Origin of the sequence: Xanthomonas hortorum pv. pelargonii (assembly GCF_024499015.1) — a bacterium.
GTDB lineage: Bacteria > Pseudomonadota > Gammaproteobacteria > Xanthomonadales > Xanthomonadaceae > Xanthomonas > Xanthomonas hortorum_B.
In genome coordinates this window covers 227,877-250,136 of sequence record NZ_CP098604.1, presented here as the reverse complement: position 1 = coordinate 250,136, position 22,260 = coordinate 227,877, and the positions used below count along the sequence as shown (strand labels likewise).

At 63.3% G+C, this 22,260-nt stretch carries 20 protein-coding genes and 1 tRNA gene; 12 read left to right on the top strand and 9 right to left on the bottom strand.

What is annotated here, in order from left to right; translation table 11 throughout:
* Window positions 1–30: 30 nt before the first annotated feature.
* Genes NDY25_RS01085 through NDY25_RS01065 form a run of 5 tightly spaced genes read right to left on the bottom strand, consistent with a single transcriptional unit; the run spans window position 31 to window position 3,323 of the window.
* Window positions 31–861 (bottom strand): DUF4097 family beta strand repeat-containing protein, encoded by an 831-nt coding sequence (locus NDY25_RS01085; protein ID WP_256627711.1) that lies wholly within the window; start codon window positions 859–861, stop codon window positions 31–33.
* A gap of 14 nt (window positions 862–875) precedes the next feature.
* The gene (locus tag NDY25_RS01080) at window positions 876–1,841 is read right to left on the bottom strand and encodes an ABC transporter permease (protein ID WP_251754814.1); all 966 of its coding nucleotides are present in this window, start codon (window positions 1,839–1,841) and stop codon (window positions 876–878) included.
* The gene (locus tag NDY25_RS01075; protein ID WP_104550552.1) at window positions 1,838–2,713 is read right to left on the bottom strand and encodes an ABC transporter ATP-binding protein; all 876 of its coding nucleotides are present in this window, start codon (window positions 2,711–2,713) and stop codon (window positions 1,838–1,840) included. The genes NDY25_RS01080 and NDY25_RS01075 overlap by 4 nt, the downstream gene beginning before the upstream one ends.
* Window positions 2,710–3,072 (bottom strand): GntR family transcriptional regulator, encoded by a 363-nt coding sequence (locus NDY25_RS01070; protein ID WP_003483692.1) that lies wholly within the window; start codon window positions 3,070–3,072, stop codon window positions 2,710–2,712. The genes NDY25_RS01075 and NDY25_RS01070 overlap by 4 nt, the downstream gene beginning before the upstream one ends.
* A gap of 2 nt (window positions 3,073–3,074) precedes the next feature.
* Complete coding sequence (locus NDY25_RS01065; RefSeq protein WP_043889124.1) at window positions 3,075–3,323, bottom strand: hypothetical protein; 249 nt, start codon at window positions 3,321–3,323, stop codon at window positions 3,075–3,077.
* A gap of 134 nt (window positions 3,324–3,457) precedes the next feature.
* On the opposite strand from NDY25_RS01065, the gene NDY25_RS01060 reads away from it, so the two are divergent.
* From NDY25_RS01060 to NDY25_RS01015, 10 genes are all read left to right on the top strand, one after another.
* Window positions 3,458–4,015, top strand: a complete 558-nt coding sequence (locus NDY25_RS01060; RefSeq protein ID WP_168958519.1) for a glutathione peroxidase — start codon at window positions 3,458–3,460, stop codon at window positions 4,013–4,015.
* Window positions 4,016–4,105: 90 nt separating this feature from the next.
* Window positions 4,106–5,077 carry an FKBP-type peptidyl-prolyl cis-trans isomerase gene (locus NDY25_RS01055; RefSeq protein WP_168958518.1) on the top strand — a complete coding sequence of 324 codons (972 nt, stop codon included), beginning with the start codon at window positions 4,106–4,108 and terminating at the stop codon, window positions 5,075–5,077.
* 24 nt (window positions 5,078–5,101) lie between these two features.
* Complete coding sequence (locus NDY25_RS01050) at window positions 5,102–6,451, top strand: UDP-glucose dehydrogenase family protein (RefSeq protein WP_104550550.1); 1,350 nt, start codon at window positions 5,102–5,104, stop codon at window positions 6,449–6,451.
* The gene (locus NDY25_RS01045) at window positions 6,444–6,680 is read left to right on the top strand and encodes a SlyX family protein (protein WP_006448709.1); all 237 of its coding nucleotides are present in this window, start codon (window positions 6,444–6,446) and stop codon (window positions 6,678–6,680) included. Before NDY25_RS01050 ends, NDY25_RS01045 begins: the two co-directional genes overlap by 8 nt.
* A gap of 18 nt (window positions 6,681–6,698) precedes the next feature.
* Window positions 6,699–7,436, top strand: coding sequence for a DUF2058 domain-containing protein (locus tag NDY25_RS01040; RefSeq protein ID WP_323699535.1), 738 nt, complete (start codon window positions 6,699–6,701; stop codon window positions 7,434–7,436).
* 237 nt (window positions 7,437–7,673) lie between these two features.
* Window positions 7,674–8,522, top strand: a complete 849-nt coding sequence (locus NDY25_RS01035) for a transporter (RefSeq protein WP_425526346.1) — start codon at window positions 7,674–7,676, stop codon at window positions 8,520–8,522.
* Window positions 8,523–8,741: 219 nt separating this feature from the next.
* Window positions 8,742–9,872 carry a LacI family DNA-binding transcriptional regulator gene (locus NDY25_RS01030; RefSeq protein WP_168958515.1) on the top strand — a complete coding sequence of 377 codons (1,131 nt, stop codon included), beginning with the start codon at window positions 8,742–8,744 and terminating at the stop codon, window positions 9,870–9,872.
* 13 nt (window positions 9,873–9,885) lie between these two features.
* Window positions 9,886–11,196, top strand: coding sequence for an L-fucose:H+ symporter permease (fucP, locus tag NDY25_RS01025; protein ID WP_168958514.1), 1,311 nt, complete (start codon window positions 9,886–9,888; stop codon window positions 11,194–11,196).
* Window positions 11,193–12,179 carry a carbohydrate kinase family protein gene (locus tag NDY25_RS01020; RefSeq protein WP_168958513.1) on the top strand — a complete coding sequence of 329 codons (987 nt, stop codon included), beginning with the start codon at window positions 11,193–11,195 and terminating at the stop codon, window positions 12,177–12,179. The genes fucP and NDY25_RS01020 overlap by 4 nt, the downstream gene beginning before the upstream one ends.
* Window positions 12,176–13,381 carry an AGE family epimerase/isomerase gene (locus NDY25_RS01015; RefSeq protein WP_168958512.1) on the top strand — a complete coding sequence of 402 codons (1,206 nt, stop codon included), beginning with the start codon at window positions 12,176–12,178 and terminating at the stop codon, window positions 13,379–13,381. The genes NDY25_RS01020 and NDY25_RS01015 overlap by 4 nt, the downstream gene beginning before the upstream one ends.
* A 430-nt stretch (window positions 13,382–13,811) precedes the next feature.
* Here NDY25_RS01015 and metH read toward each other — a convergent pair whose 3' ends face one another.
* The 3 genes from metH to NDY25_RS01000 all read right to left on the bottom strand — a co-directional run bounded on the left by metH (window position 13,812) and on the right by NDY25_RS01000 (window position 18,857).
* Window positions 13,812–16,565 carry a methionine synthase gene (metH, locus tag NDY25_RS01010; RefSeq protein WP_168958511.1) on the bottom strand — a complete coding sequence of 918 codons (2,754 nt, stop codon included), beginning with the start codon at window positions 16,563–16,565 and terminating at the stop codon, window positions 13,812–13,814.
* A gap of 154 nt (window positions 16,566–16,719) precedes the next feature.
* Window positions 16,720–17,865 (bottom strand): homocysteine S-methyltransferase family protein, encoded by a 1,146-nt coding sequence (locus NDY25_RS01005; protein WP_256627710.1) that lies wholly within the window; start codon window positions 17,863–17,865, stop codon window positions 16,720–16,722.
* A complete protein-coding gene (locus tag NDY25_RS01000) occupies window positions 17,862–18,857 on the bottom strand; it encodes an ArsR/SmtB family transcription factor (RefSeq protein ID WP_168958509.1) in 996 nt (331 codons plus the stop codon). Before NDY25_RS01000 ends, NDY25_RS01005 begins: the two co-directional genes overlap by 4 nt.
* Before the next feature lie 122 nt (window positions 18,858–18,979).
* Here NDY25_RS01000 and NDY25_RS00995 point away from each other — a divergent pair, with 122 nt between their 5' ends.
* On the top strand, window positions 18,980–20,128 hold the full coding sequence (locus NDY25_RS00995) for an acyl-CoA dehydrogenase family protein (RefSeq protein WP_168958508.1): 1,149 nt from the start codon (window positions 18,980–18,982) through the stop codon (window positions 20,126–20,128).
* Between the two features lie 349 nt (window positions 20,129–20,477).
* The gene (locus NDY25_RS00990; RefSeq protein ID WP_180336553.1) at window positions 20,478–22,001 is read left to right on the top strand and encodes a platelet-activating factor acetylhydrolase IB subunit; all 1,524 of its coding nucleotides are present in this window, start codon (window positions 20,478–20,480) and stop codon (window positions 21,999–22,001) included.
* Window positions 22,002–22,121: 120 nt separating this feature from the next.
* On the opposite strand, the gene NDY25_RS00985 is transcribed toward NDY25_RS00990, so the two are convergent.
* Window positions 22,122–22,208, bottom strand: a tRNA-Leu gene (locus tag NDY25_RS00985).
* Window positions 22,209–22,260 lie beyond the last annotated feature (52 nt).

The window sequence follows — 22,260 nt, the reverse complement described above, 5'->3', positions numbered from 1 at the left end:
GCAGTTCCCCCTCGAATCATCAATGAGTGATCAGTTGTCGGTTGGCACGCGCGTGCTGCCGGTGACATCGCTGACGTCGATATCGCCGCTACCCTTGCGCGCCACGCTGACGTTGCCGCGCACCTTGCGCACGCTCAGTGCGCCGGAGTTGACCGCGTCCACGCCTACATCGCCTTGCACATCGTCGATGTCGACATCGCCTGAGCCGATCGTGCCGGGTTTGACGTTGCCCGCAACGCCACGCAGTTTGACGTCGCCCGAGCCGACCTTGCCGACCTCCGCCGCGCCACGCACGTGCGTGGCCTTGAGATCGCCCGAGCCCACTGCCAAGACACGCAACGCGCCCATGTCTTCCAGCTCGATGTCGCCGGAGCCGACCTTGGCGGTGACGCGGGCCTTGGTGCGACGAATCGCCATGTCGCCAGAGCCGACGTCGGCACTGACCGCTGCCGCACCGGAGATCTCCGCATCGCCGGAACCCACGTCGAACTGCACCAGCAGCGTGTCGGGCACGCTGCCGCGCAGATCCAGGTACGCGTAGCTGTCGCCGACGGAGATGCGCATGCTGCGGTCGTCGTCCAGCGTCACCACCAACTTGTCGCCGACGCGCTTCTGGGTGACGGTCAGGCCTTTGAGCAGATCGGCGCGTGCTGCACAGGCGCGGCCGCTCAGACGCCCGCTAATGCCCGGTGAGGCGTCCAGATGCAGGTCGTTGGAGGCGACCTCGAACAACACCGACTTCACTCCGCTCAGTTTCAGCTCTAGGTTGCGCGGTTCGGAGAATTTGCATTGCTCCTGGGCAAACGCAGCGCCGGGCAACGCGAACAAGATGGCCAGACTCAGATGCAGGTGCGAACGCATGGGATGTCCTTTACTCAGGCTTCGGAGCGCCGACGGCGCAGATAGATGGAGGCGGCGATCAGTACCACGCCGATGGCGGCGCCGATCCAGATGTCGGGGTTGCCATAAACCAGCCTGCTATCGGTGTGCTGCAGCACCCACTGCACCAGATCGCTGGGGTTCTGCATCGCGCTGCTATCGAGGTTGCCGCTGACCGCACGCGGCGACCAGGTGCCGGGCAGGGCGCTGAGCAGACCGCGGTAGCCGACGATGTACCAGATCCAGCCGATTGGCAGCGACACGCCCGGCATCGCCGAGAGGATGCTCAGCATCACGCAGGCCAGCAACGGAAACAGCACTGCCCACAGGAACGGCTTGCTGGTGGCCCAGGCCGAGCAGAACATCAGCCAGCCCACGGTCGGCAGCGACCACAGCAAGCTCATCGGCACGGTCTGCAGCATCAGCCACAACAACGAGAACGGATGCGAGTGGGTGGCCAAGCCCCATGGATTGGGCACACCGGCGATCAACCACAGCGCCAGGCCGACCAGTACGCCGATCACGATGGCGATCAGCGGCGCCAGCAACAGCGCCCAGGCGGCTTTGGACAACACCGTTTGCACATCCGACACTGGCAGCGATTTCCAGAACAGCACGCTGCGGTCGCGGCGGTCGTCGTACAGGCTGCCCAGCGCATAGAAGAACACCACGAACGCCAGCACGACCGAGGCGATCCCGATGCCGCCCAGCAGCAGGCCGTCGCCGACCTGACCGAGGGTGCGGCTGTACTCGGCCATGTCCGACATCGTCATGCTGTCGCCGACCATGTTGCGGCGTGCGCTGATCGCACCGATCACCGCGCCCAGCAGTGCGAAGAACACCGCAATGCCGCCAGTGATGATCTGCGCCCAGACGAAGCCGCCACGGTGTTCCCAGTATTCGCGTTTCAGCAGCCAGCCGAACGTACGTGCGGGAGAAGCTTGGTGGGTGAGTGCATTCATGCGTAGGTCCCCTTCATGACCGCAACGAACAGGTCGGCAAGGCCGGGATTGCGGGTTTCGCCAAAGCGGGCGAGCTGTTCTTTCGGCACGCCATCGAACAGCATCACGGTCTTGCCGAACGGCAGGCTGCGCTCGTCGATCGGCTTGATGGCTCTGGCGGCCTCGAGATGCTCGGCATTGACCAGCACTTCGGTGTAGCGCTCGGCCACGTTTTCCATGTCGGCGGTCAGCACGATGCGGCCGTCGCGGATGAACATCACATCGGTGAGGATGTGTTCGATCTCTTCCACCTGGTGGGTGGTGACGATGATGGTTTTTTGCTCATCGAAATAGTCTTCCAGCAGGCGCTGGTAGAACTGCTTGCGATACAGGATGTCCAGGCCCAGGGTGGGCTCGTCCAGCACCAGGATGCGCGCGTCGATGGCCATCACCAGCGCCAGATGCAGCTGCACGATCATGCCCTTGGACAATTCGCGCACCCGCGATTTGCGGTTGAGCTGCGTATTGGCCAAAAAGCGCTCGCACTTGGCGCGATCGAAGCGCGGATGCACGCCGGCAACGAAATCGATCGCCTCGCCAACCCGCAGCCAGCGCGGCAGCACCGCCACGTCGGCGATGAAGCAGACCTCGTTCATCAGTGCGTTGCGCTGGGTGCGCGGATCCATGCCGAGCACGCTCAACTCGCCGTCGAAATCGGTCAGCCCCAGCACCGCCTTGAGCGCGGTGGTCTTGCCGGCGCCGTTGGGGCCGATCAATCCAACGATGCGCCCGGTGGCAATGGTGAAACTGGTGTTGTCCAGCGCGAGCCGATGCTTGTAGGCCTTGCGCAGGCCACGTGCGTCGACCACATGGTCGGAGGAGACGGCGGTCATGGTGTTTTTCCCTGTGGCAACAGATCGTCGATGGACAGTCCCAGGCGCTGGATGCGTTCCAGCACCGCGGGCCATTCTTCATTCAAGAAACGCTCGCGTTCGCTGCCGCGCAATTTCTGTGCGGCTTCCGGGGTCATGAACATGCCCAGGCCGCGGCGTTTTTCCACCAGGTTCTCGTCGGCCAACTCCTGGTAGGCGCGCGAGACGGTGATGGGATTGAGTTGGTAGTCCGCCGCCACCTGGCGCACCGAGGGCAGGGCGTCGCCAGGTTTGAGGATTCCATCGAGCATCATGGCAATGACCCGTTCCTTGAGTTGGCGGTAGATGGGAGCGCCGTCGCTCCATTGGATGTCGTTCATGATCAGCTCCGTGGGCGCAGAACCTGCGCGAAGGAGAAATAGGGCATCGACAGCGAAGCGCGCAGGTGCCGGCTGGGCCGGGTGCGCTCCTCGGGGGGAGTTGTCGCGTTTTCCGTAACCGCCTCCGACACGCCATAATCGGCGCCGGACTCCGTAACCAGACTGGAAGCGGCTCCCAGGCAACCAATGGCGAACAGGGTGCTGCCGAGCAGCAGCAATGGAGCTGGTCGCGTGAAGCGTGTGCTGTTCATGCTTTCCCCTGCGTTGGATGACTGGTGTTGTATCTAACTATAACACCGACACGCAGGCAGTCAACTGTCTGTCATACCCAACTGATGGCACCCCGCATCTGCGAGGGGCCGGAACCTATTCAAGGGGATCGCGCATGTTGCTCAACCGTTTGCTTGTCGTTGTATTTGCTGGCTTTTTTTCCGCCTCCGCGCTGGCGGCAGGCACCCCGGTGCTGGATCTGGACTATCGGCCGCTGGCCGGCAAGGCACCAATCAACCTGAACCGTACGTACGGCGGCAAGGTGGTGATGGTGGTCAACACCGCCAGCAAATGCGGCTACACCCCGCAGTACGAAGGACTGGAAGCGCTGAACAAGCGCTTCGGTAGCCGCGGTTTTTCGGTGCTGGGCTTTCCGTCCAACGATTTTCAGGGGCAGGAACCCGGATCTGAGAAGCAGATCCAGGAATTCTGCACGCTGACCTATGGCGTCAAGTTCCCGATGTTTGAGAAGGTGCATGTGCTGGGCAAGGATGCGACGCCGTTGTATCAGCGGTTGACGCAAGCCACGGGCGTTGCGCCGGGTTGGAACTTCCACAAGTATTTGATTAGTCGCGATGGACGCGTGGTGGCGCAGTTCCCCAGCCAGATCAAACCGGACGATCCGAGCGTGCTGGCGGCAATCGAACGCGAGCTCAAGGCACCGTCGCGCTGAGCGCGGCTCTCGCAACGCCGCGCGCACATGCGACAATGCGCATTCAGCGCCGGCGTCGGCGTGTCTTTTCACTTTCGGGAAGTGCATCGAATGAAGATGGGAAAGCGCGGCGCGGCGGCGTCGCTACTGATGGTGGCACTGTCGGCATCGATGCCGGCGATGTCGCAGCAACCGGCCGCAGCGGCCACCAAGGAGAAGCCAGTTGTGAATGCATCGTCTGAGAAGAGCACCCGCGACAACGTCAGCTACGCCATCGGTATGGATGTGGCGCGCTCGTTCGAGCCGATTGCCCAGGACATCGATGTAAGCGCACTGCAACGCGCCATCGAAAATGCATTCAAGGGCGGCAAGCCGTTGTTGTCCGATGAGCAGACCCAGGCCACCGATACCGCCCTGCGCACTGCGCTGGCAGCGCGTAACGGCCAGCAGGTTCCGGGCATGGCGCCGGGTAGCGCGCCTGCAGCGCCGTCCAAGGAAAACGTCGGCCTGATGCTGGGCGATCGCGCGGTCGGCCCGTCGTTGGCCGGCATCAAGGACGAGATCGATCTGAGCATCCTGATGGAAGCGGTGCGTACCGTGTTCGCCAAGGGCACCACGCGTCTGACCCAGCAGGAAGCCGCAGCGACGATGCAGGCCTTCGCCTCTGCCAAGCAGGGCGCTGCCGGTGCCAAGAATCGCGAAGAGGGCAATGCCTTTCTCGCCAAGAACAAGACCGAAAAAGGCGTGATCACCACGGCCTCGGGCTTGCAGTACACGGTGTTGCGCCAGGGTAGCGGCGAGCGTCCGATGCCCACCAACACGGTGCGCGTGAACTACGAAGGCAAGCTGCTCAACGGGCAGGTGTTCGACAGTTCCTACCAGCGCGGCCAGCCGGCCGAGTTCGGTCTGAATCAAGTCATTGCAGGTTGGACCGAGGGCGTTGCGTTGATGCCGGTCGGTTCGAAATATCGTTTCTGGATTCCATCCAACTTGGCCTATGGCCCGAACGGCACGCAGGGGGGGCCGATCGGACCAGACGCAACGTTGACGTTCGATGTCGAACTGATGGGTATCCTTCCCTGATCCCCCACAGGAGTATCCCCCCCCATGCGAGTTGCGATCTTTGGTACCGGCTATGTTGGTCTAGTCACCGGTACCTGTCTGGCCGAAGTAGGTCATCACGTTATCTGCGTGGATATCGACCAGGCGAAAGTTGATGGTCTCAATCGAGGGGTGATCCCCATCTATGAACCCGGCCTGGAGCCGATGGTGAAAGCCAACCACGCCTCTGGCCGGTTGCGCTTCACCAGCGATGCTGCCGAGGCGATTGCGCATGGCGAAATCACCTTCATCGCCGTGGGCACGCCGCCGGATGAGGATGGCAGTGCCGACCTGCAGTACGTGCTGGCAGTTGCGCGTACCGTCGGTCGTCATATCGATGGCCCGTCGGTGGTCGTCAACAAGTCCACGGTGCCGGTTGGTACCGCTGACAAGGTGCGCGTGGCGATCCAGGAAGAACTGGATGCACGTGGCGTGGAGCATGAGTTCGACGTCGTCTCCAATCCGGAATTCCTGAAGGAAGGCGACGCCGTTGCCGACTGCATGCGTCCGGATCGCATCGTGATCGGTGCGACCAAGCCGGCTGCGATTGCACGCATGCGCCGTCTGTATGCACCGTTCAATCGCAACCGCGATCGCATCGTCGAAATGGACGTGCGTTCGGCCGAGCTGACCAAGTACGCGGCCAACGCGATGCTGGCGACCAAGATCAGTTTCATGAACGAGATCGCCAACATTGCCGAGCGTGTCGGTGCGGACGTGGAGCACGTGCGTAACGGTATCGGTTCGGATCCGCGCATCGGCTGGCACTTCATCTATCCCGGTGCCGGTTACGGCGGCTCGTGCTTCCCCAAGGACGTGCAGGCGCTGGCCAAGACCGCCGAGCAGTACGGCATGCAGCCGACCCTCCTCAACGCGGTGGAAAGCGTCAACAACGCGCAGAAGGGTCATTTGTTCGAACTGGTGCAGCGTCACTACGGCAGCGAAGCCGGCGGCAGCCTTGCCGGCAAGACTTTCGCGGTGTGGGGCCTGGCGTTCAAGCCCAATACCGACGACATGCGTGCGGCCTCCAGCCGTCGTTTGCTGGCGCAGTTGTGGGAAGCCGGCGCCACGGTGCGTGCCTACGATCCGGAAGCTACCCACGAAGCCAAGCGCATCTTCGGTGAGCGCGACGATCTGACCTTCTGCGATGAAGCCTTCGCGGCCCTGGAAGGCGCCGATGCGCTGGTCGTGGTCACCGAGTGGAAGCAGTTCCGCAGCCCGGATTTCGGCAAGATCAAGCAGGCCCTGAAGGACGACGTCGTATTCGACGGTCGCAACCTTTACGACCCGCAGGAAATCGAAGCTGCCGGGCTGGCTTACTACGCCATCGGACGAGGCCGTTCGTTGCATGCATGAGCAACTCTCGCCGCGCGACCAGGAACTGGACGCGCGGTTGGTTGAACTGGAAACGCGGCTCTCCTTTCAGGAGCACGCGCTCAATGAACTGAGTGAAGCACTTGCGGACGCCCGTTTGACGGGCGCCCGCAATGCCGAACTGATCCGCCACCTGCTCGAGGATCTGGGCAAGGTGCGCTCCACGTTGTTTGCCGATGCAGCGGACGAACCGCCGCCTCCGCACTATTGATTGCAGATTGCCACCGCCATGAGCGATACCTTACGTGACCAGTTGCTTGGGTTGGGCTTCAAGTCCGCCCCCAAGCCCGAACGCAAACCCGACGCACGGCCTGCCGCGCGTCACCATGGCAACGGTGGCAGGCCCGCGCCCGGCGGCAACACGCCGGGTGGCCAGGGCAGGGGACCGCAGCGGCCGCACGCCGCTGTGGCGACCGACGGCAAGCATGAGCGCACAAGTAACGGCAGGCCTGATCGTCGCAACGATGGCAAGCCTGCAGCTTCGCCACGTCCGCAGCATGCCAACGCAGAGCGTCGCGGCCTCAAACCGGCACGCACGCGCGAAGACATCGATCTGGCCAAGGCCTATGCGATCCGTGCGCAGCGCGAGAAAGACGAACGGATCGAAGCCGAGCGACTGAAGCAGGAAGAAGCACGCCTGCGTCGCGAAGCCAAGGCCAAGCTCGAAGAATTGCTCAAGGACAAGGGCCTGAATCATGCCGATGCCGATATCGCCCGGCATTTTCCGTATGGCGGCAAGATCAAGCGCATCTACGTGACCGCCGATCAGCTCAAGGCGCTCAATGCCGGCGAGCTGGGTGTGTTGCAGCTCAACGGGCGTTATCTGCTGGTCACCGCCGAGTTGCTGGCCGAAGCCGAAGCGGTGTTCGCACCTTCGGTCGCATTGAAGGTGGATCCGAATGCACCGACAAGCGACGACCCGTATGCGGACCCCCAGTATCAGGTGCCCGACGACCTGGTCTGGTAACGCTGCACGACACGCTTTTGTTGTTACGTGGGCACCTGATGGGTGCCCATGTATTTTGGCGCATGCCTTGGCGTTGCGCAGCTGGATCCCTGCTTGCCCGCATGCGTGTTGAGCGGTGCAGCAAACGCGCGACTGGCGATACACAAGCCGGTCACGGCACGCGCGGCACCATGCGCGGCGTTGTTGGTCGACGTATGCGGGCATGGTGTCCGCGGCGTCGCAGCTCACTTCCTGCCGATGGTGTCGTGTATGTCCATGTCTTCGAATTCCCTGCCATCGTGTGCCGATGCATCAGTGCGCTCAGCCGTGCGCCATGTTCCGTGCATGCGTCCGCGTCGCAACGCTGTGTCGGTTGGATTATTGGGACTCGTGCTCTGCGCGCTTAGTCAGCAGGCAGCCGCACAGGCAGACGAGGCGCCGGCATTCGATCGCCCCGGAATTCCGTTCGCTGCCGAAACGCTGCAGCCGGGTGCGTTTGCCTGGGAGCAGGGCTTGCCGGATGCCAGCACCGACCGCGCCGATGGGCAGCGGACCACGCAGTACACCGCCGATACGGTGCTGCGTCTGGGGCTGCTGCAGAACGTGGAGCTGCAGCTTGGCAGCGACAGTTACAACTGGCAGCACGGCGGTGGCGCGCGCGTGCATGGCGGTGGCGACAGCCATATCGGTTTGAAGGTGGCACTGCCGTCGCGTTCGGACAGCTTTCATTGGGCCGCGCTCGGCAGCTACAGCGTGCCGACCGGCAGTCCTGATTTCAGCGATGGCTACGCACGCGAGCTGGGCGTGACCGCGTCGTGGGATCTGGCGCAGGAGCGCGCGCTGGCGCTGTACGTCAACTATGCGCGCGATAACGACGGTCACACCTGGACCTTCTCGCCCAACTACACGTTCTTTTCCGGCGAGCGCTTCAGCAGCTATGTGGAAGCGGGCTTCGACACCGGCAGCGAGCATTCGCGCGTGGCTGGTGCCGGCGGCGCCTGGCAGCTGCCGCATGCGATGCAACTGGATGTATCGGTGCTGCGCGGGCTGACCTCGGAGAGCCCGGATTGGCAGGGCGGGATCGGCTTGTCGATCGCGTTTCAGTGATGGAGGTTTGTGGGGCGACGGCCAGGCCGTGCCCGCCGAATTGCCGCGAAAGCCAGGCACAGGGCTTGCAGCTTAGGTAACACGATGCCCGCCAGTCCAGCCCGCACGAACTAACTATGCTGCACTGCCGCATGCATTGATTGGCCGGAAAAGGCCTAATTGGATCGATCCAATCAACGCCAGATACATGCGCATTTCTTCCACTGCAAAGCCGGCTACATGAGGCGTGCCAAGCCAATGCCGGCCGCCCCGGATGACGACGATGCGCGCCGTATTCGACGCGGTGCAGTGACGTTGCGCGATATCGCCAATGCCATCGGCGTATCGCGCGCGACCGTGTCTTTGGTGTTGCGCGGCAGCCCGCTGGTGCATGCGACGACGCGCGCACGCGTGGAGGCCGAGCTGGATCGGCAAAACTACGTCTACAACCGTGCCGCCGCCAATCTGCGCTGCCGCACCTCATCCAGCATTGCGCTGGTCATCAACGATCTGTCCAATCCATTCTTCGCCGAGTTCGCTGCAGGCGTGGATGAGGCCTTGGGTGCCGCCGGCTACGTCACCCTGCTCGGCAGCACCGGCGAATCCACGCAGCGCCAGCAGGCGGTGCTGACCTCGCTGATGGAGCACACGCCCGCCGGCATCATCCTGTCGCCGGCCGAAGGCAGCCAGGCCCAGGCACTGACCCAGGTGCTGGGGCGCCAGCACAACGTGGTGTTGTTCAACCGCGAAGTGGAGGGCGCGCAGTGGGATCTGCTGGCGCTGGATAACGAACAGGGTGCGTTTCTGGCCTGCGAACATCTGATCGCGCAGGGCCATCGGCGCATCGTGTTTTTCGGTGGCCATGCCGAATCCAGTTCCTGCCGCCAGCGCCGCGCCGGCTACACCCGCGCGATGACGAATGCTGGCTTTACCGTGCACTACGTAGAATCCGCACCGAATCGTCAGGACGCTGCGCTGTGCGGCGCGCGCATGCTCGATGGCGCCGACCACGCTGCAACCGCTGCGGTTTGCTACAACGACAGCGTTGCGCTGGGCTTGATGGCCGCGCTGGCGATGCACGGCATCGTGCCGGGCCGCGATTTTGCAGTGACCGGCTTCGACGACATCGCCGAAGCCGCCTTGTTTACACCGGCATTGACTACGTTGGCCGCAGATCCGCGTGCGCGCGGCAGGCAAGCCGCGCAGCTGGTGCTGCAACGTATTGGCAGCCCGGAGCGCGCATCGCAGCGCTTGACGGCCGCAGTCGCATTGAACATCCGCGCGAGCAGCGCCTGCTCGCCATCCATGCTAACGCGTCATCCCCCAAGCGATTCCCCCGCGCATTCCCCCACCAAGGCCTCAGGCCGCTGACCAGGCAATTCCTATGGTTTCCCTTTCCACGCAATCCACTGTGCCAAGCGGCAACAAGGCGCCGGTCAACAACGGCGTAGCGTTGTCGGTCGTCACCACGATCTTTTTCATGTGGGGCTTTCTTACCTGCCTCAACGACATTCTGATTCCGCATCTGAAAGCGGTGTTCGAACTCAACTTCGCGCAGGCGATGCTGGTGCAGTTCACCTTCTTCGGCGCGTATTTCCTGATGTCGCTGCCGGCCGGTTGGCTGGTGGCCAGGCTCGGCTACAAGCAAGGCATCGTTGCCGGTCTGGCGGTTGCTGCGGTCGGTGCATTGGGCTTCTGGCCTGCGGCGGAACTGCGCGTCTATGGCGCATTTCTCGGCGCGCTGTTCGTGCTTGCCACCGGCATCACCATCTTGCAGGTGGCGGCCAATCCGTATGTGGCGTTGCTGGGTCCGGAGCGTAGTGCGTCCAGCCGTTTGACCCTGGCGCAGGCGCTCAATTCGTTGGGCACCGCAATCGCGCCGCTTTTCGGCGGCTGGCTGATCCTGTCCAACACCGTGATGAGCGGCGACCGGCTCAAGGTGCTGCCGGAAGCCGAGCAGCTGGCCTATCGCGTGCAGGAAGCGCAGGCGGTGCAGGGGCCTTACATCGGCCTTGGCATTGTGCTGTTTCTGCTGGCGATCTTCGTGTTTCTGTTCCGTCTGCCGGCACTGACCGATGCGGGCGCGCAGAAGGACGAGAGCAAGCATTCGCTGCTGGATGCCTTGCGTCACCCGCATGTGCGCTTCGGTGTGCTGGCGATCTTTTTCTATGTCGGCGCGGAAGTGGCGATCGGCAGCCTGATGGTCAACTACTTCTCGTTGCCGCAGATCGGTGGTTTCACCGAGCGTGAGGCGACCAACTACGTGTCGGCGTACTGGACGCTGGCGATGATCGGCCGCTTCATCGGTTCGGCCTTGCTGGCCAAGTTGTCGCCGCGTGTGTTGTTGTCGGTGTTCGCTGCAATCAATGCACTGCTGCTGGGCCTGACCATGGCCAGCGGCGGCATGCTGGCGGTGTATGCATTGGTGGCGATCGGCTTGTTCAATTCGATCATGTTCCCGACCATCTTTACGCTGGGCATCGAGCGTCTTGGTCCATTGACCGGCCGCGCATCGAGCCTGTTGATCATGGCCATTGTCGGCGGCGCCATCGTGCCGTATCTGCAAGGTCTGCTGGCCGACAGCATCGGCTTGCATGAGTCGTTCGTGCTGCCGCTGGTGTGCTACCTGTACATCGTGTTTTACGGCATCTGGGGCTCGCGTCTGCGCGGCGCACTGGCGGAGGCGCGCGCATGAGTGCTGCGAAGAACCAGGTGGTCTGTTTCGGCGAGGCCTTGATCGACATGCTGGCGTTGCCGCCGGCTGGTGCCGATGAGGCGCGCACGTTTGCGCAATACGCTGGTGGTGCGCCGGCCAACGTCGCCGTTGCGGTGGCGCGGCTGGGCGGTGCGGCGCATTTTATCGGCATGCTGGGGCGCGATATGTTCGGCGATTTTCTGCTGCAGAGTCTGCAGCAGGCCGGCGTCGCCACCGATGGCATCGTGCGCACCGATCAAGCCAAGACTGCGCTGGCCTTCGTGGCACTGGATGAAGCCGGCGAGCGCAGTTTCAGTTTCTATCGTCCGCCTGCAGCGGATCTGTTGTTCCGTCCGGAGCACTTCGCTGCCGACGGTTTCAAGCAAGCCGCCGTGCTGCATGTGTGCTCCAACAGCATGACCGAGCCTGCGATTGCGCAGTGCACACTCGATGGCATGCGCCGCGCGCGCGCCGATGGCGCCATCGTCAGCCTGGATCTCAATCTGCGCCCGATGTTGTGGCCGCAGGATGTAGACCCGGCAGCGTTGCTGTGGGAGGCGTTGGCGTTGGCCGATGTGGTCAAGCTCTCGCGCGAAGAACTCGATTACCTGGCCGGCACGCTCGATGGCGATGCCAGCACGGTCACCCAGAAGCTGTGGCAGGGCCAGGCCAGCTGGTTGCTGGTGACCGATAGTGGCGGGCCGGTGCATTGGCAGACACGCACCGATTCCGGCCAGGTGCCGGCGTTCCATGTGCAGGTGCGCGACAGCACCGCGGCTGGCGATGCGTTCGTCGGTGGGCTGCTCTTTCAGCTGGCGGCGCGTGCGTCCACGCTGGAGCAGCTGTGTGGCGATGCGGCCGCGATCACCGAGGTGATCCGTTTTGCCGCGGCGGTCGGTGCGCTGGCGGTAACGCGCAAAGGCGCGTTCGCCGCGATGCCGAGCGTCGATGAAGTCCATTCTTTGATCCAGGAACAATCATGAGCCGTTTGCCTGCGACCCCCGCACCCGATTTCCGCTCGGCCGATGTGCTGCGTCAGCATATTGCCGACACCATGGCGTTCTACCACCCGCGCGCGATCGATCCGGCGGGCGGGTTTTTCCAGTATTTCCGCGACGATGGTGCGATCTACGACGCCGGGCATCGGCATCTGGTCAGCAGCACGCGCTTTGTCTTCAACTACGCGATGGCGTATCGCGAATTCGGCGATGCGCAGTATCTGGAGGCGGTACGTCACGGCCTGGATTATCTGCGCAACGTGCATCGCAATGCGGCCACCGGCGGCTATGCGTGGACCTTGCGCGATGGCGTGGTCGAAGATGACATGAATCACTGCTACGGCGTGGCGTTCGTGCTGCTGGCGTATTCGTGCGGCCTGAAGGCCGGTATCGAGGAGGCGCGCGCGTGGATGGACGAAACCTGGCAGTTGCTGGAAAACCATTTCTGGGAGCCGGAATTCGGGCTGTATCGCGACGAAGCCGATGCGCAGTTCAACTTCACCAGCTACCGCGGCCAGAACGCCAATATGCATATGTGCGAGGCGATGATTGCCGCGTACGAAGCCAGTGGCGAGCAACGCTATCTGGACCGCGCACTGTCGCTGGCCGACACCATGACCCGGCGTCAGGCTGCCAAGGCCGACGGCCTGGTCTGGGAACATTACGATCTGCAGTGGAACATCGACTGGGACTACAACCGCGACAATCCCAAGCACCTGTTCCGCCCCTGGGGCTTTCAGCCGGGTCACCAGACCGAGTGGGCCAAGCTGTTGATGCTGCTGGATCGTTACGCGCCGACCGATTGGTTGTTGCCGACCGCACAACATCTGTTCGATGTGGCCGTAGAGCGCTCATGGGATGCGCAGCGTGGCGGGCTGTATTACGGCTTCGACCCCGATGGCAAGGTCTGCGACGACGACAAGTATTTCTGGGTGCAGGCCGAGTCGCTGGCGGCCGCGGCGTTGCTGGCGCAGCGCAGCGGCGAAGCGCGTTATTGGCAGTGGTACGACAAGCTCTGGGACTATTCCTGGAAGCACATGATCGACCATCGCTATGGCGCCTGGTATCGCATTCTGGACGCGGACAATCGCAAGTACAGCGATGAGAAGAGTCCAGCCGGCAAGACCGATTACCACACCATGGGTGCGTGCTATGAAGTCTTGAACGTGTTGCGGCCGGCTGCGTGATGCGACACGGTCGGTGAGGTGTGCCGACCGTTCAATGACTTCAAGACGTCGAGATATCGACTCGGTCTTCGTTTAGATGCAGTCAGACGCTGAGGTTAGAAGCCTGGTCGGTCGAGGGCGCGGTGCCCTCACCGCTTGCGGGACACGCCGTGAATCCGTCCGTGGAGGCTCGGTGGCGGCATCCATGCCGCCACACGGTCCCGCAAGCGGTGAGGACACCGCACCAGAAAGTTTGCTGATTGCTTTGTTGAAAGCCATGCTCACCGACCATCTCGACTGGTCTTTGCCGGCCCACCGTCGCGGGACCTTACGCGGCATGGATGCCGCGTAAGAGCCTACACGGACGTACTTGCGGCGTGTCCCGCGACGGTGGGCGGGCAAGGGCCCTGCAGCCAGGCGGCAGAGCATCCAGGCGGCAGATCAGCTGCCATCACTCCGGGTCGTAATCCAGATTCGATGCCAACCAGCGTTCGGCCAGCGCAAGTGTGATGCCCTTGCGTTTGGCGTAATCGGCAACCTGTTCCTTGCCCACTCGCCCGACCACGAAGTACTGGCTTTTCGGGTGGCTGAAGTAATAACCCGAGACCGCCGCGGTAGGCAGCATTGCGAAACTTTCGGTCAGCGTCATCGTGGTGTTGCGCTCGGCGTCGAGCAGATCGAACAAGGTGCGTTTTTCGCTATGTTCCGGGCATGCAGGGTAGCCGGGTGCAGGACGGATGCCGCGATAGCGCTCGGCGATCAGTGCCTCGTTGTCCAAGCCCTCGTCTTCGATGTACCCCCAGAACTCGGTACGCACACGCTGATGCAAACGCTCGGCGAGCGCTTCGGCCAGACGGTCGGCCAAGGCCTTGAGCAGGATCGCGTTGTAGTCGTCGTGCGCCGCTTCGAAACGGGCCACATACGGGTCGATACCAATGCCGGCAGTCACCGCGAACGCACCGATCCAGTCCTGCTTGCCGCTGCTCTTGGGTGCGATGAAATCGGCCAGACAGAAGTCGGGGCGGTCGGCGGGTTTGTCGACCTGCTGGCGCAGGAAGTGCAGGGAATGGGGAATGGAGAATCGGGAATGGTCAGGCGCCGATGGATCGCTTTGCGATTCCCGATTCCCGATTCCCGATTCCGCAGGCTCGGTGAGCAACACAACATCATCGCCCACACTATTCGCCGGCCACAGCCCGAACACGGCCTTCGCGGTCAGCCACTTCTCGGCGACGATCGTGCGCAGCATCTTGCGTGCATCGCGATACAACTCGTTGGCCTGCGGACCGACCACTTCATCGCTGAGAATTGCCGGGAACTTGCCGGCCAGTTCCCAGGCCTGGAAGAACGGGGTCCAGTCGATCAGCTCGATCAACTCCTGCAGCGGATAGTCGTCGAACACATGCACGCCCGGCTGACGCGGGGTAGGCGGCACATAGTTGTCCCAATCGCCATCGAAACGCTGTGCGCGTGCCTTTTCCAGCGAGACCAGGCGTTTTGCATCGCCGCGATTTCTGTGGCGGGTGCGGATCTCCGCGTAGTCGGCATCGTTGGCGGCCACGAAGGCCTGGCGCAGATCGCGCGAGATCAGCGACTGCGCAACGCCCACTGCGCGCGAGGCGTCCTTCACCCACACGGTGGGCGCCTTGTAATGCGGGTCGATCTTCAGTGCGGTGTGCGCGCGCGAGGTGGTGGCGCCACCGATCAACAACGGAATCTCGAATCCCTGTCGCTGCATCTCGCGCGCAACATGCGACATTTCTTCCAGCGACGGTGTGATCAAGCCGGATAGCCCGATCAGATCGGCATTCTCCGCACGCGCCCGGTCCAGGATCACCTGCGCCGAGACCATCACGCCCAGATCCACCACGTCGAAGTTGTTGCACGCCAGCACCACCCCGACGATGTTCTTGCCGATGTCGTGCACATCGCCCTTGACGGTGGCCATGATGATCTTGCCGTTGGACTTGCCGACATCGCCGGTGCGCAGTTTTTCCGCCTCGATGTACGGCAACAGATACGCCACCGCTTTCTTCATCACACGTGCGGATTTGACCACCTGCGGCAGGAACATCTTGCCGGCGCCGAACAGGTCGCCGACCACGTTCATGCCGTCCATCAGCGGGCCTTCGATCACATCCAGCGGGCGTGTGGACTGTTGCCGCGCTTCTTCGGTATCGGTCTCCACGAACGCATCGATGCCATGCACCAGCGCATGCGCCAGGCGTGCGCGCACCGGCTTCTCGCGCCACGCCAGGTCTTCGACCTTGGCGGCGCCCTTGCTGCCTTTGTAGCGCTCTGCAATTTCCAGCAAGCGTTCGGTGCCGTCCTTGCGGCGGTTGAGGATCACATCCTCCACGCGCTCGCGCAGCTCCGGGTCCAGCTCGTCGTAGATCGGCATGCCGCCGGCGTTGACGATGCCCATGTCCATGCCGGCCTTGATCGCATGGAACAGGAACACCGAATGGATCGCCTGGCGCACCATCTCGTTGCCGCGGAACGAGAACGACACGTTGGAAACGCCACCGGAAATATGGCAATGCGGCAACGTGCGCTTAATCTCGCGGGTGGCTTCGATGAAGTCCACCGCGTAGTTGTCGTGCTCCTCGATACCGGTGGCGACGGCAAAGATATTCGGGTCAAAGATGATGTCTTCCGGCGGAAATCCCACCTGCTCGGTCAGCACCTTGTAGGCGCGCGTGCAGATCTCGACCTTGCGTGCACAGGTGTCGGCCTGGCCCACTTCATCGAAAGCCATCACCACTGCGGCTGCGCCATAGCGCAGCACCTTGCGCGCCTGTTCGATGAATTGCGCTTCGCCTTCCTTGAGCGAGATCGAGTTGACTACGCTCTTGCCCTGCAGGCACTTCAAGCCGGCTTCGATCACGCTCCACTTGGACGAATCCACCATCACCGGAATGCGTGCGATATCCGGCTCGGACATGATCAGGTTGAGAAAGCGCGTCATCGCTTTTTCGGAATCGATCAGGCCCTCGTCCATGTTGACGTCGAGGATCTGCGCGCCGCTGGCGACCTGCTGGCGCGCCACCTCCACCGCTTCTTCGTAGCGTTCTTCCTTGATCAGCTTGCGGAACTGCGCGCTGCCGGTGACATTGGTGCGCTCGCCTACGTTGACGAACAGCAGGTCCGGCGTAATGACCAACGGCTCCAGGCCGGACAGGCGGGTGTAGCGGGGAGTGCTCATGCGATGCTCTGAAGAAGGGCGGCCGCGTTGCTAGCCCGAATCGGAAAGGGAAGTGGCGGGACGCAGTCGTCCGTACTCATCCGGCGCTGCACGCCTGCTTCCCCCGCATGCGGAAGAAGGGGCCCGAAGGACGGATAAGCGTCATCGCTCTGCATCACGCTGCCAGCTCCTGCGCGCCAGGCAATCGGCGCGGCGGCAGATTGGCCACCGCTTCGGCGATCGCGCGGATGTGATCCGGCGAGGTGCCGCAGCAACCGCCGACCAAATTGAGCAGGCCGGCTTGCGCGAATTCGCGCAAGGTCTCGGCCATTTCTTCCGGCGTTTCGTCGTACTCGCCGAACGCATTCGGCAGACCGGCATTGGGATGCGCGCTGACGTACGCATCGGCAATCTGCGCCAGCGTTTCTACATGCGGGCGCAGATCGCTGGCGCCGAGTGCGCAGTTCAGGCCCACCGACAGCGGCCGCCCGTGCGCGACCGAGGCATAGAACGCTTCTGCAGTTTGGCCGGATAACGTGCGCCCTGAGGCGTCGGTGATGGTGCCGGAGATCATCACCGGCAAGCGCCCGCCGCGGGCTTCGAACACTTCTTCGATCGCGTACAGCGCGGCCTTGGCGTTGAGCGTGTCGAAGATGGTTTCCACCATCAGCGTATCGGCGCCGCCGTCGATCAGGCCGTCGATGGCTTCGCGGTAAGTCTCGCGTAGCGCATCGAAACTGGTATTGCGATATCCGGGGTCGTTGACGTCCGGGCTGATCGATGCGGTGCGACTGGTGGGGCCGAGCACGCCGATCACGAAGCGCGGCTTGTGCGGCGTCAGGGCTTCGACCTCGTCGCAGCAAGCACGTGCAACCTGTGCGCCGGCCTTGTTCAATTCGTACACCAAGTGTTCGAGGTGATAGTCGGCCTGGCTCACCGAGGTCGCATTGAAGGTGTTGGTTTCCAGCAGATCGGCCCCGGCATCCAGATAGGCGCGATGGATGCCGGCGATGATCTCCGGGCGCGACAGCAGTAACAAGTCGTTGTTGCCTTTCAGGTCGTGGCCTTCGGGAGCGTGGGCGTGATCGCAGCCCGGCCCGTGCACATGCACCTGCGCGCTGTCGTAGCCGTCGGCAAAGCGGGTGCCACGATAGTCCGGTTCCTGCAGATCATGGCGCTGGATCATGGTGCCCATCGCGCCATCGATGATGAGGATGCGCTCGCGTAGCGCAGCGCCGAGTTTTTCAGCGCGCTCCGGATGCAGCCAGGGCAGCGAGAACGAGAGTGGGGATTGGGGATTAGGGATTGGCGTAGGCGTCATGACCCAGTTCTCCGCGAAGCTAAGCTCTTGCCTTCATCCAATCCCGAATCCCGACTCACCACTCCCGGCTTCATCGCAATCAACGAAATCACTTCGAAATGCGGCGGGCGCTTCTCGCGCGTCACCGTCTCCAGGCTGGAGACGTCCAGCCCGGCTTTCTCGGCGAACTTGCGCAATTCCTTGGACGCAAAACCGAGATTGACGTGGCCATAGGCATGCACCGCCGCGCGATGTTCGTGTTTGGCAAGGCTGCACAGCAGCAAGCGGCCACCGGGGCGCAGCACGCGCGCGGATTCGGCCACCGCCTGCGTCGGCTTGGCCGCGTAGGTGAGCGCATGCATCAGCACCACCAGATCGAAGCTGGCATCGGGGAATGGCAGCGCATGCATGTCGCCTTCGCGCACTTCCACGTTGCGCAGCTTGCGCAGGCGCTCGCTGGCGGCGGCGACCACGCGCGCGCTGGTGTCGATGCAGATGTAGCGGGTGGCGTGCGGGGCCACCAACTCGGCCAGCACGCCGTCGCCGGAGGCGATGTCGAGCACGTCGCCGGTTTCCAGCAAGGGTAGGGCGGTGCGCGCCAGTGCTTCCCAGGTGCGCCCGGGCGAGTAATGCCGCTCCATGTCGCCGGCCACCGAATCGGCCCAGTTCTGGTCGGCGGCGCGGTTGGCCAGCACGGCGGCCACGCGTTCGGCGTCCTGGCGCAACAGCGGGTCGTCGCTGCCGGTGCTCAGCGCCAGCCACAAGGCGCGCTGCGCCGGGTCCAGCGACACCTCGTCGAAACGGTAATAGGCCGACACGCCGGCGCGACGGTCGCGTACCAGCCCGGCTTCCTTAAGCTTGGCCAGGTGGGTGGACACGCGCGGCTGGGCCAGACGGGTGATGGCCGACAGCTCGGCCACGGTGAGTTCTTCCTGCTCGAGCAAGGTCAGCAGGCGCACTCGGGTGGCGTCGGCAAACACCTTCAGGCGCGCCGACCAGTCTTCCAGATCCATGAATATCTCTATATCGCGATATGGAGATATTTTCGGCCCGGCAGGGTGTGGGGTCAACTACATACGCATGCGAATGGTTGTGGCTACAATGGGCGCTCAGCCTAGGCCTGGAGGGATGCGACGTGGATTTCAGCTTTACCGAAGAACAATTGATGATCCAGGATGTGGCGCGCCGCATCGCCCGGGAAAAGATCGCGCCCAGCGCCGAACAGTTCGACCGCAGTGGCGAGTTCCCGCTGGACAACATCCGCCTGCTCGGCGAAAACGGCCTGATGGGCATCGAAGTGCCGGCCGAGTACGGTGGCGCCGGCATGGACCCGATCAGCTACGCGCTGGCGATGATCGAAATTGCTGCAGCCGACGGTGCGCATTCCACCATCATGTCGGTCAACAACTCGCTGTTCTGCACCGGTATTTTGAAGAATGGCAGCGAGGCGCAGAAGCAGCTGTACGTGCGTGCGATTGCCGAAGGTGCGCAGATCGGTGCGTTCGCGCTGACCGAGCCGCAGTCCGGTTCGGATGCCTCGGCGATGCGTTGCCGCGCGGTGAAGCAAGCCGATGGCAGCTTCGTGATCAACGGCAAGAAGAGCTGGATCACCTCCGGCCCGGTCGCCAAGTACATCGTGCTGTTTGCGGTGACCGAGCCGGACAAGGGCTCGCGCGGCATCACCGCCTTCATGGTCGATGCCGATCGGGCCGGCTTCCATCGCGGCAAGACCGAGCCCAAGCTCGGCATCCGTGCGTCGGCCACCTGCGAGATCGAGTTTGCCGATTACATCGCGCAGCCTGACGAGGTGCTGGGCTTGGAGGGCGAGGGCTTCAAGACCGCGATGAGCGTGCTCGACGCCGGGCGCATCGGCATCGCCTCGCAGGCGGTCGGCATCGCGCGTGCGGCGTACGAGGCCACGCTGGCTTACGTGAAAGAGCGCAAGGCGTTTGGCGCGGCCATCGGCACCTTCCAGATGACCCAGGCCAAGATCGCCGACATGAAGTGCAAGCTGGATGCAGCGCTGCTGCTGACGCTGCGCGCGGCCTGGTTGAAGGGGCAGGGGCGCAAGTTCGGTACCGAAGCGGCCGTGGCCAAGCTCACCGCCTCGGAGGCGGCGATGTGGATCACCCATCAAGCGGTGCAGATCCATGGCGGCATGGGCTACTCGAAGGAAATGCCGCTGGAGCGTTACTTCCGCGATGCCAAGATCACTGAGATTTATGAAGGTACTTCGGAGATCCAAAGGCTGGTGATTGCGCGCGCCGAGACGGGCTTGCGCTGACGCCGGCCGCATCCAGCGCTGCCGCTGGATGCGGCAACGCCGCCGGCCCAAGGTGGGCAGCGGTCGATCGGGCAACTTGGTGTAGGCGATTGCTTCGCACCGCTGCGTAGGAGCGCGCTTGCGCGCGATGAAGCATTACCGATAATGCTTCATCGCGCGCAAGCGCGCTCCTACGCAAACGTGAGCGGCCTGGCATCACAGGTGCGTCGTGTCAGTGGCCTGGCGCCGGCACACGGCAAGCACGTCACAGCGCCACTCACAGCGCGACATCGCGGATGGCTGCGTCCGCGCTTGTCGTGCGCGGCGCGCGCGGATCACAATCGCTGCTTCTCCAGCCTGTGGTGCGCGCATGCTCCGGTCTTCGCACGCTGTGTTTCCTTGCTTTTCGCTGTCTGCCATTGCGTCCGTGCTGGTGTGCTGGGGGATGTTGCTGGTCTGCGCCGTGGCAAGTGCACAAACGCCACCGCCCTCGATCGTGCCTACCGACCGCTTGCAGGAAGCCTGGTGGGCGCAGCGCCACGCGCAGGTGCTGGAGCAGGTGAAGCAGCATCCGGACACGCCGCTGTTGTTGATCGGCGATTCGATCACCCAAAACTACGAAAAATCCAAGGCGCCGGACGAAGAGTTTCAGCCGACCTGGCAGACCTTCTACGGCAGCCGTGGCGCGCTCAATCTGGGCTTCAGCGGCGACGGCACCGAGAACGTGTTGTGGCGGCTGGCCAATGGCGAGGTCGACGGTCTGCAGCCCAAGGTCGCGCTGGTATTGATCGGTACCAACAACACCGGCCATCTCGGCCAGACCGCCGAGCAGACCCAGCTGGGCATCGATGCGGTGGTGGCGGCGATCGAGCAGAAGCTGCCGCGCACGCACATCCTGTTGGTGAGCGTGCTGCCCAGCGATATTTCCAGCGAGAAGTCGCGCCGCGATGCGCAGGTCAATCAAGGTCTGGCAGTGCGTTACGGCGACAATCCACGGGTGACCTATCTGGATGTGGGGTCGATCTTTCTACGCGACGGCAAGCTGCGCACCGAGTTGTTCTACGACACGCGCTTCCGGCCGCCAGCCGGCGCCTTGCATCCGGACACCCATGGTCAGCGCATGCTCGCCGAAGCGATCGAGCCGACCCTGGCCCGATTGCTGGGCGAGTCGCCGGTCAAGCCGGTCGCCGAACTCGGCCGCGAGTTTGCGACCTCGCTGATTCCGGTCGACTGGCTGGAACAGGACTCGTACGACTGGTACGCCCGCCACAATGCGGCGCTCGCCGCAGCGCGCACATTGAAGCCGGACGTGGTGATGATCGGCGATTCGATCACGCATTTCTGGGCTGGCCCACCGCAGGCCACGCGCGTCAGTGGCGCGCAATCGTGGCAGTGGTTGTACGGCACGCGGCCGGTGCTGAATCTGGGTTTCGGCTGGGACCGCACGCAGAACGTGCTGTGGCGGATCCGCCAGGGCGAGCTCGACGGTCTGGATCCGCAATGGGTGGTGCTGCATCTCGGCACCAATAACCTCACCGGCACCGCGCAGTCGCGCGCGAGCACGCCGGCCGAGGCCGCCCTGGGCGTGGAGGCGGTGGTGAACGAAGTGCGTCGCCGCTTGCCCAACAGCAAGCTGATCCTGATGGCGATCATGCCGCGCGGCCGCCATGCGGGCGATGCGCAACGCGCACCGATCGCCGAGACCAACCGCTTGCTGGCCGCGCGCTATGCCAAGGATCCGTCAGTGCGTCTGGTCGATATCGGCAAGCAACTGCTGCAGCCCGACGGGACCTTGCCCGAGGCGCTGATGCCCGACGGCACGCACCCCAGTGAGGCCGGTTATGCGATCTGGGCGAAGGCCTTGCGCGAGGCGGGCATTACCGCATTGCCGTAACGATAATGTCAGCAGCAGCTTCGAATGAGGCTGCTGTCGGTCAAGCCGTGTAGCATCACTCAAGCATTTTCAGACCCCAGAAACCAGAAGACCCCCGATCGCTCGGAGGTCTTTTTAAACTGGTGCCCAGAAGAGGACTCGAACCTCCACGAAGTTGCCCCCGCTAGCACCTGAAGCTAGTGCGTCTACCAATTCCGCCACCTGGGCAAGGTGAGCCGCGAATTTTGCAGGCTCCTGGCGGGCTTGTCAACGGGTGAAC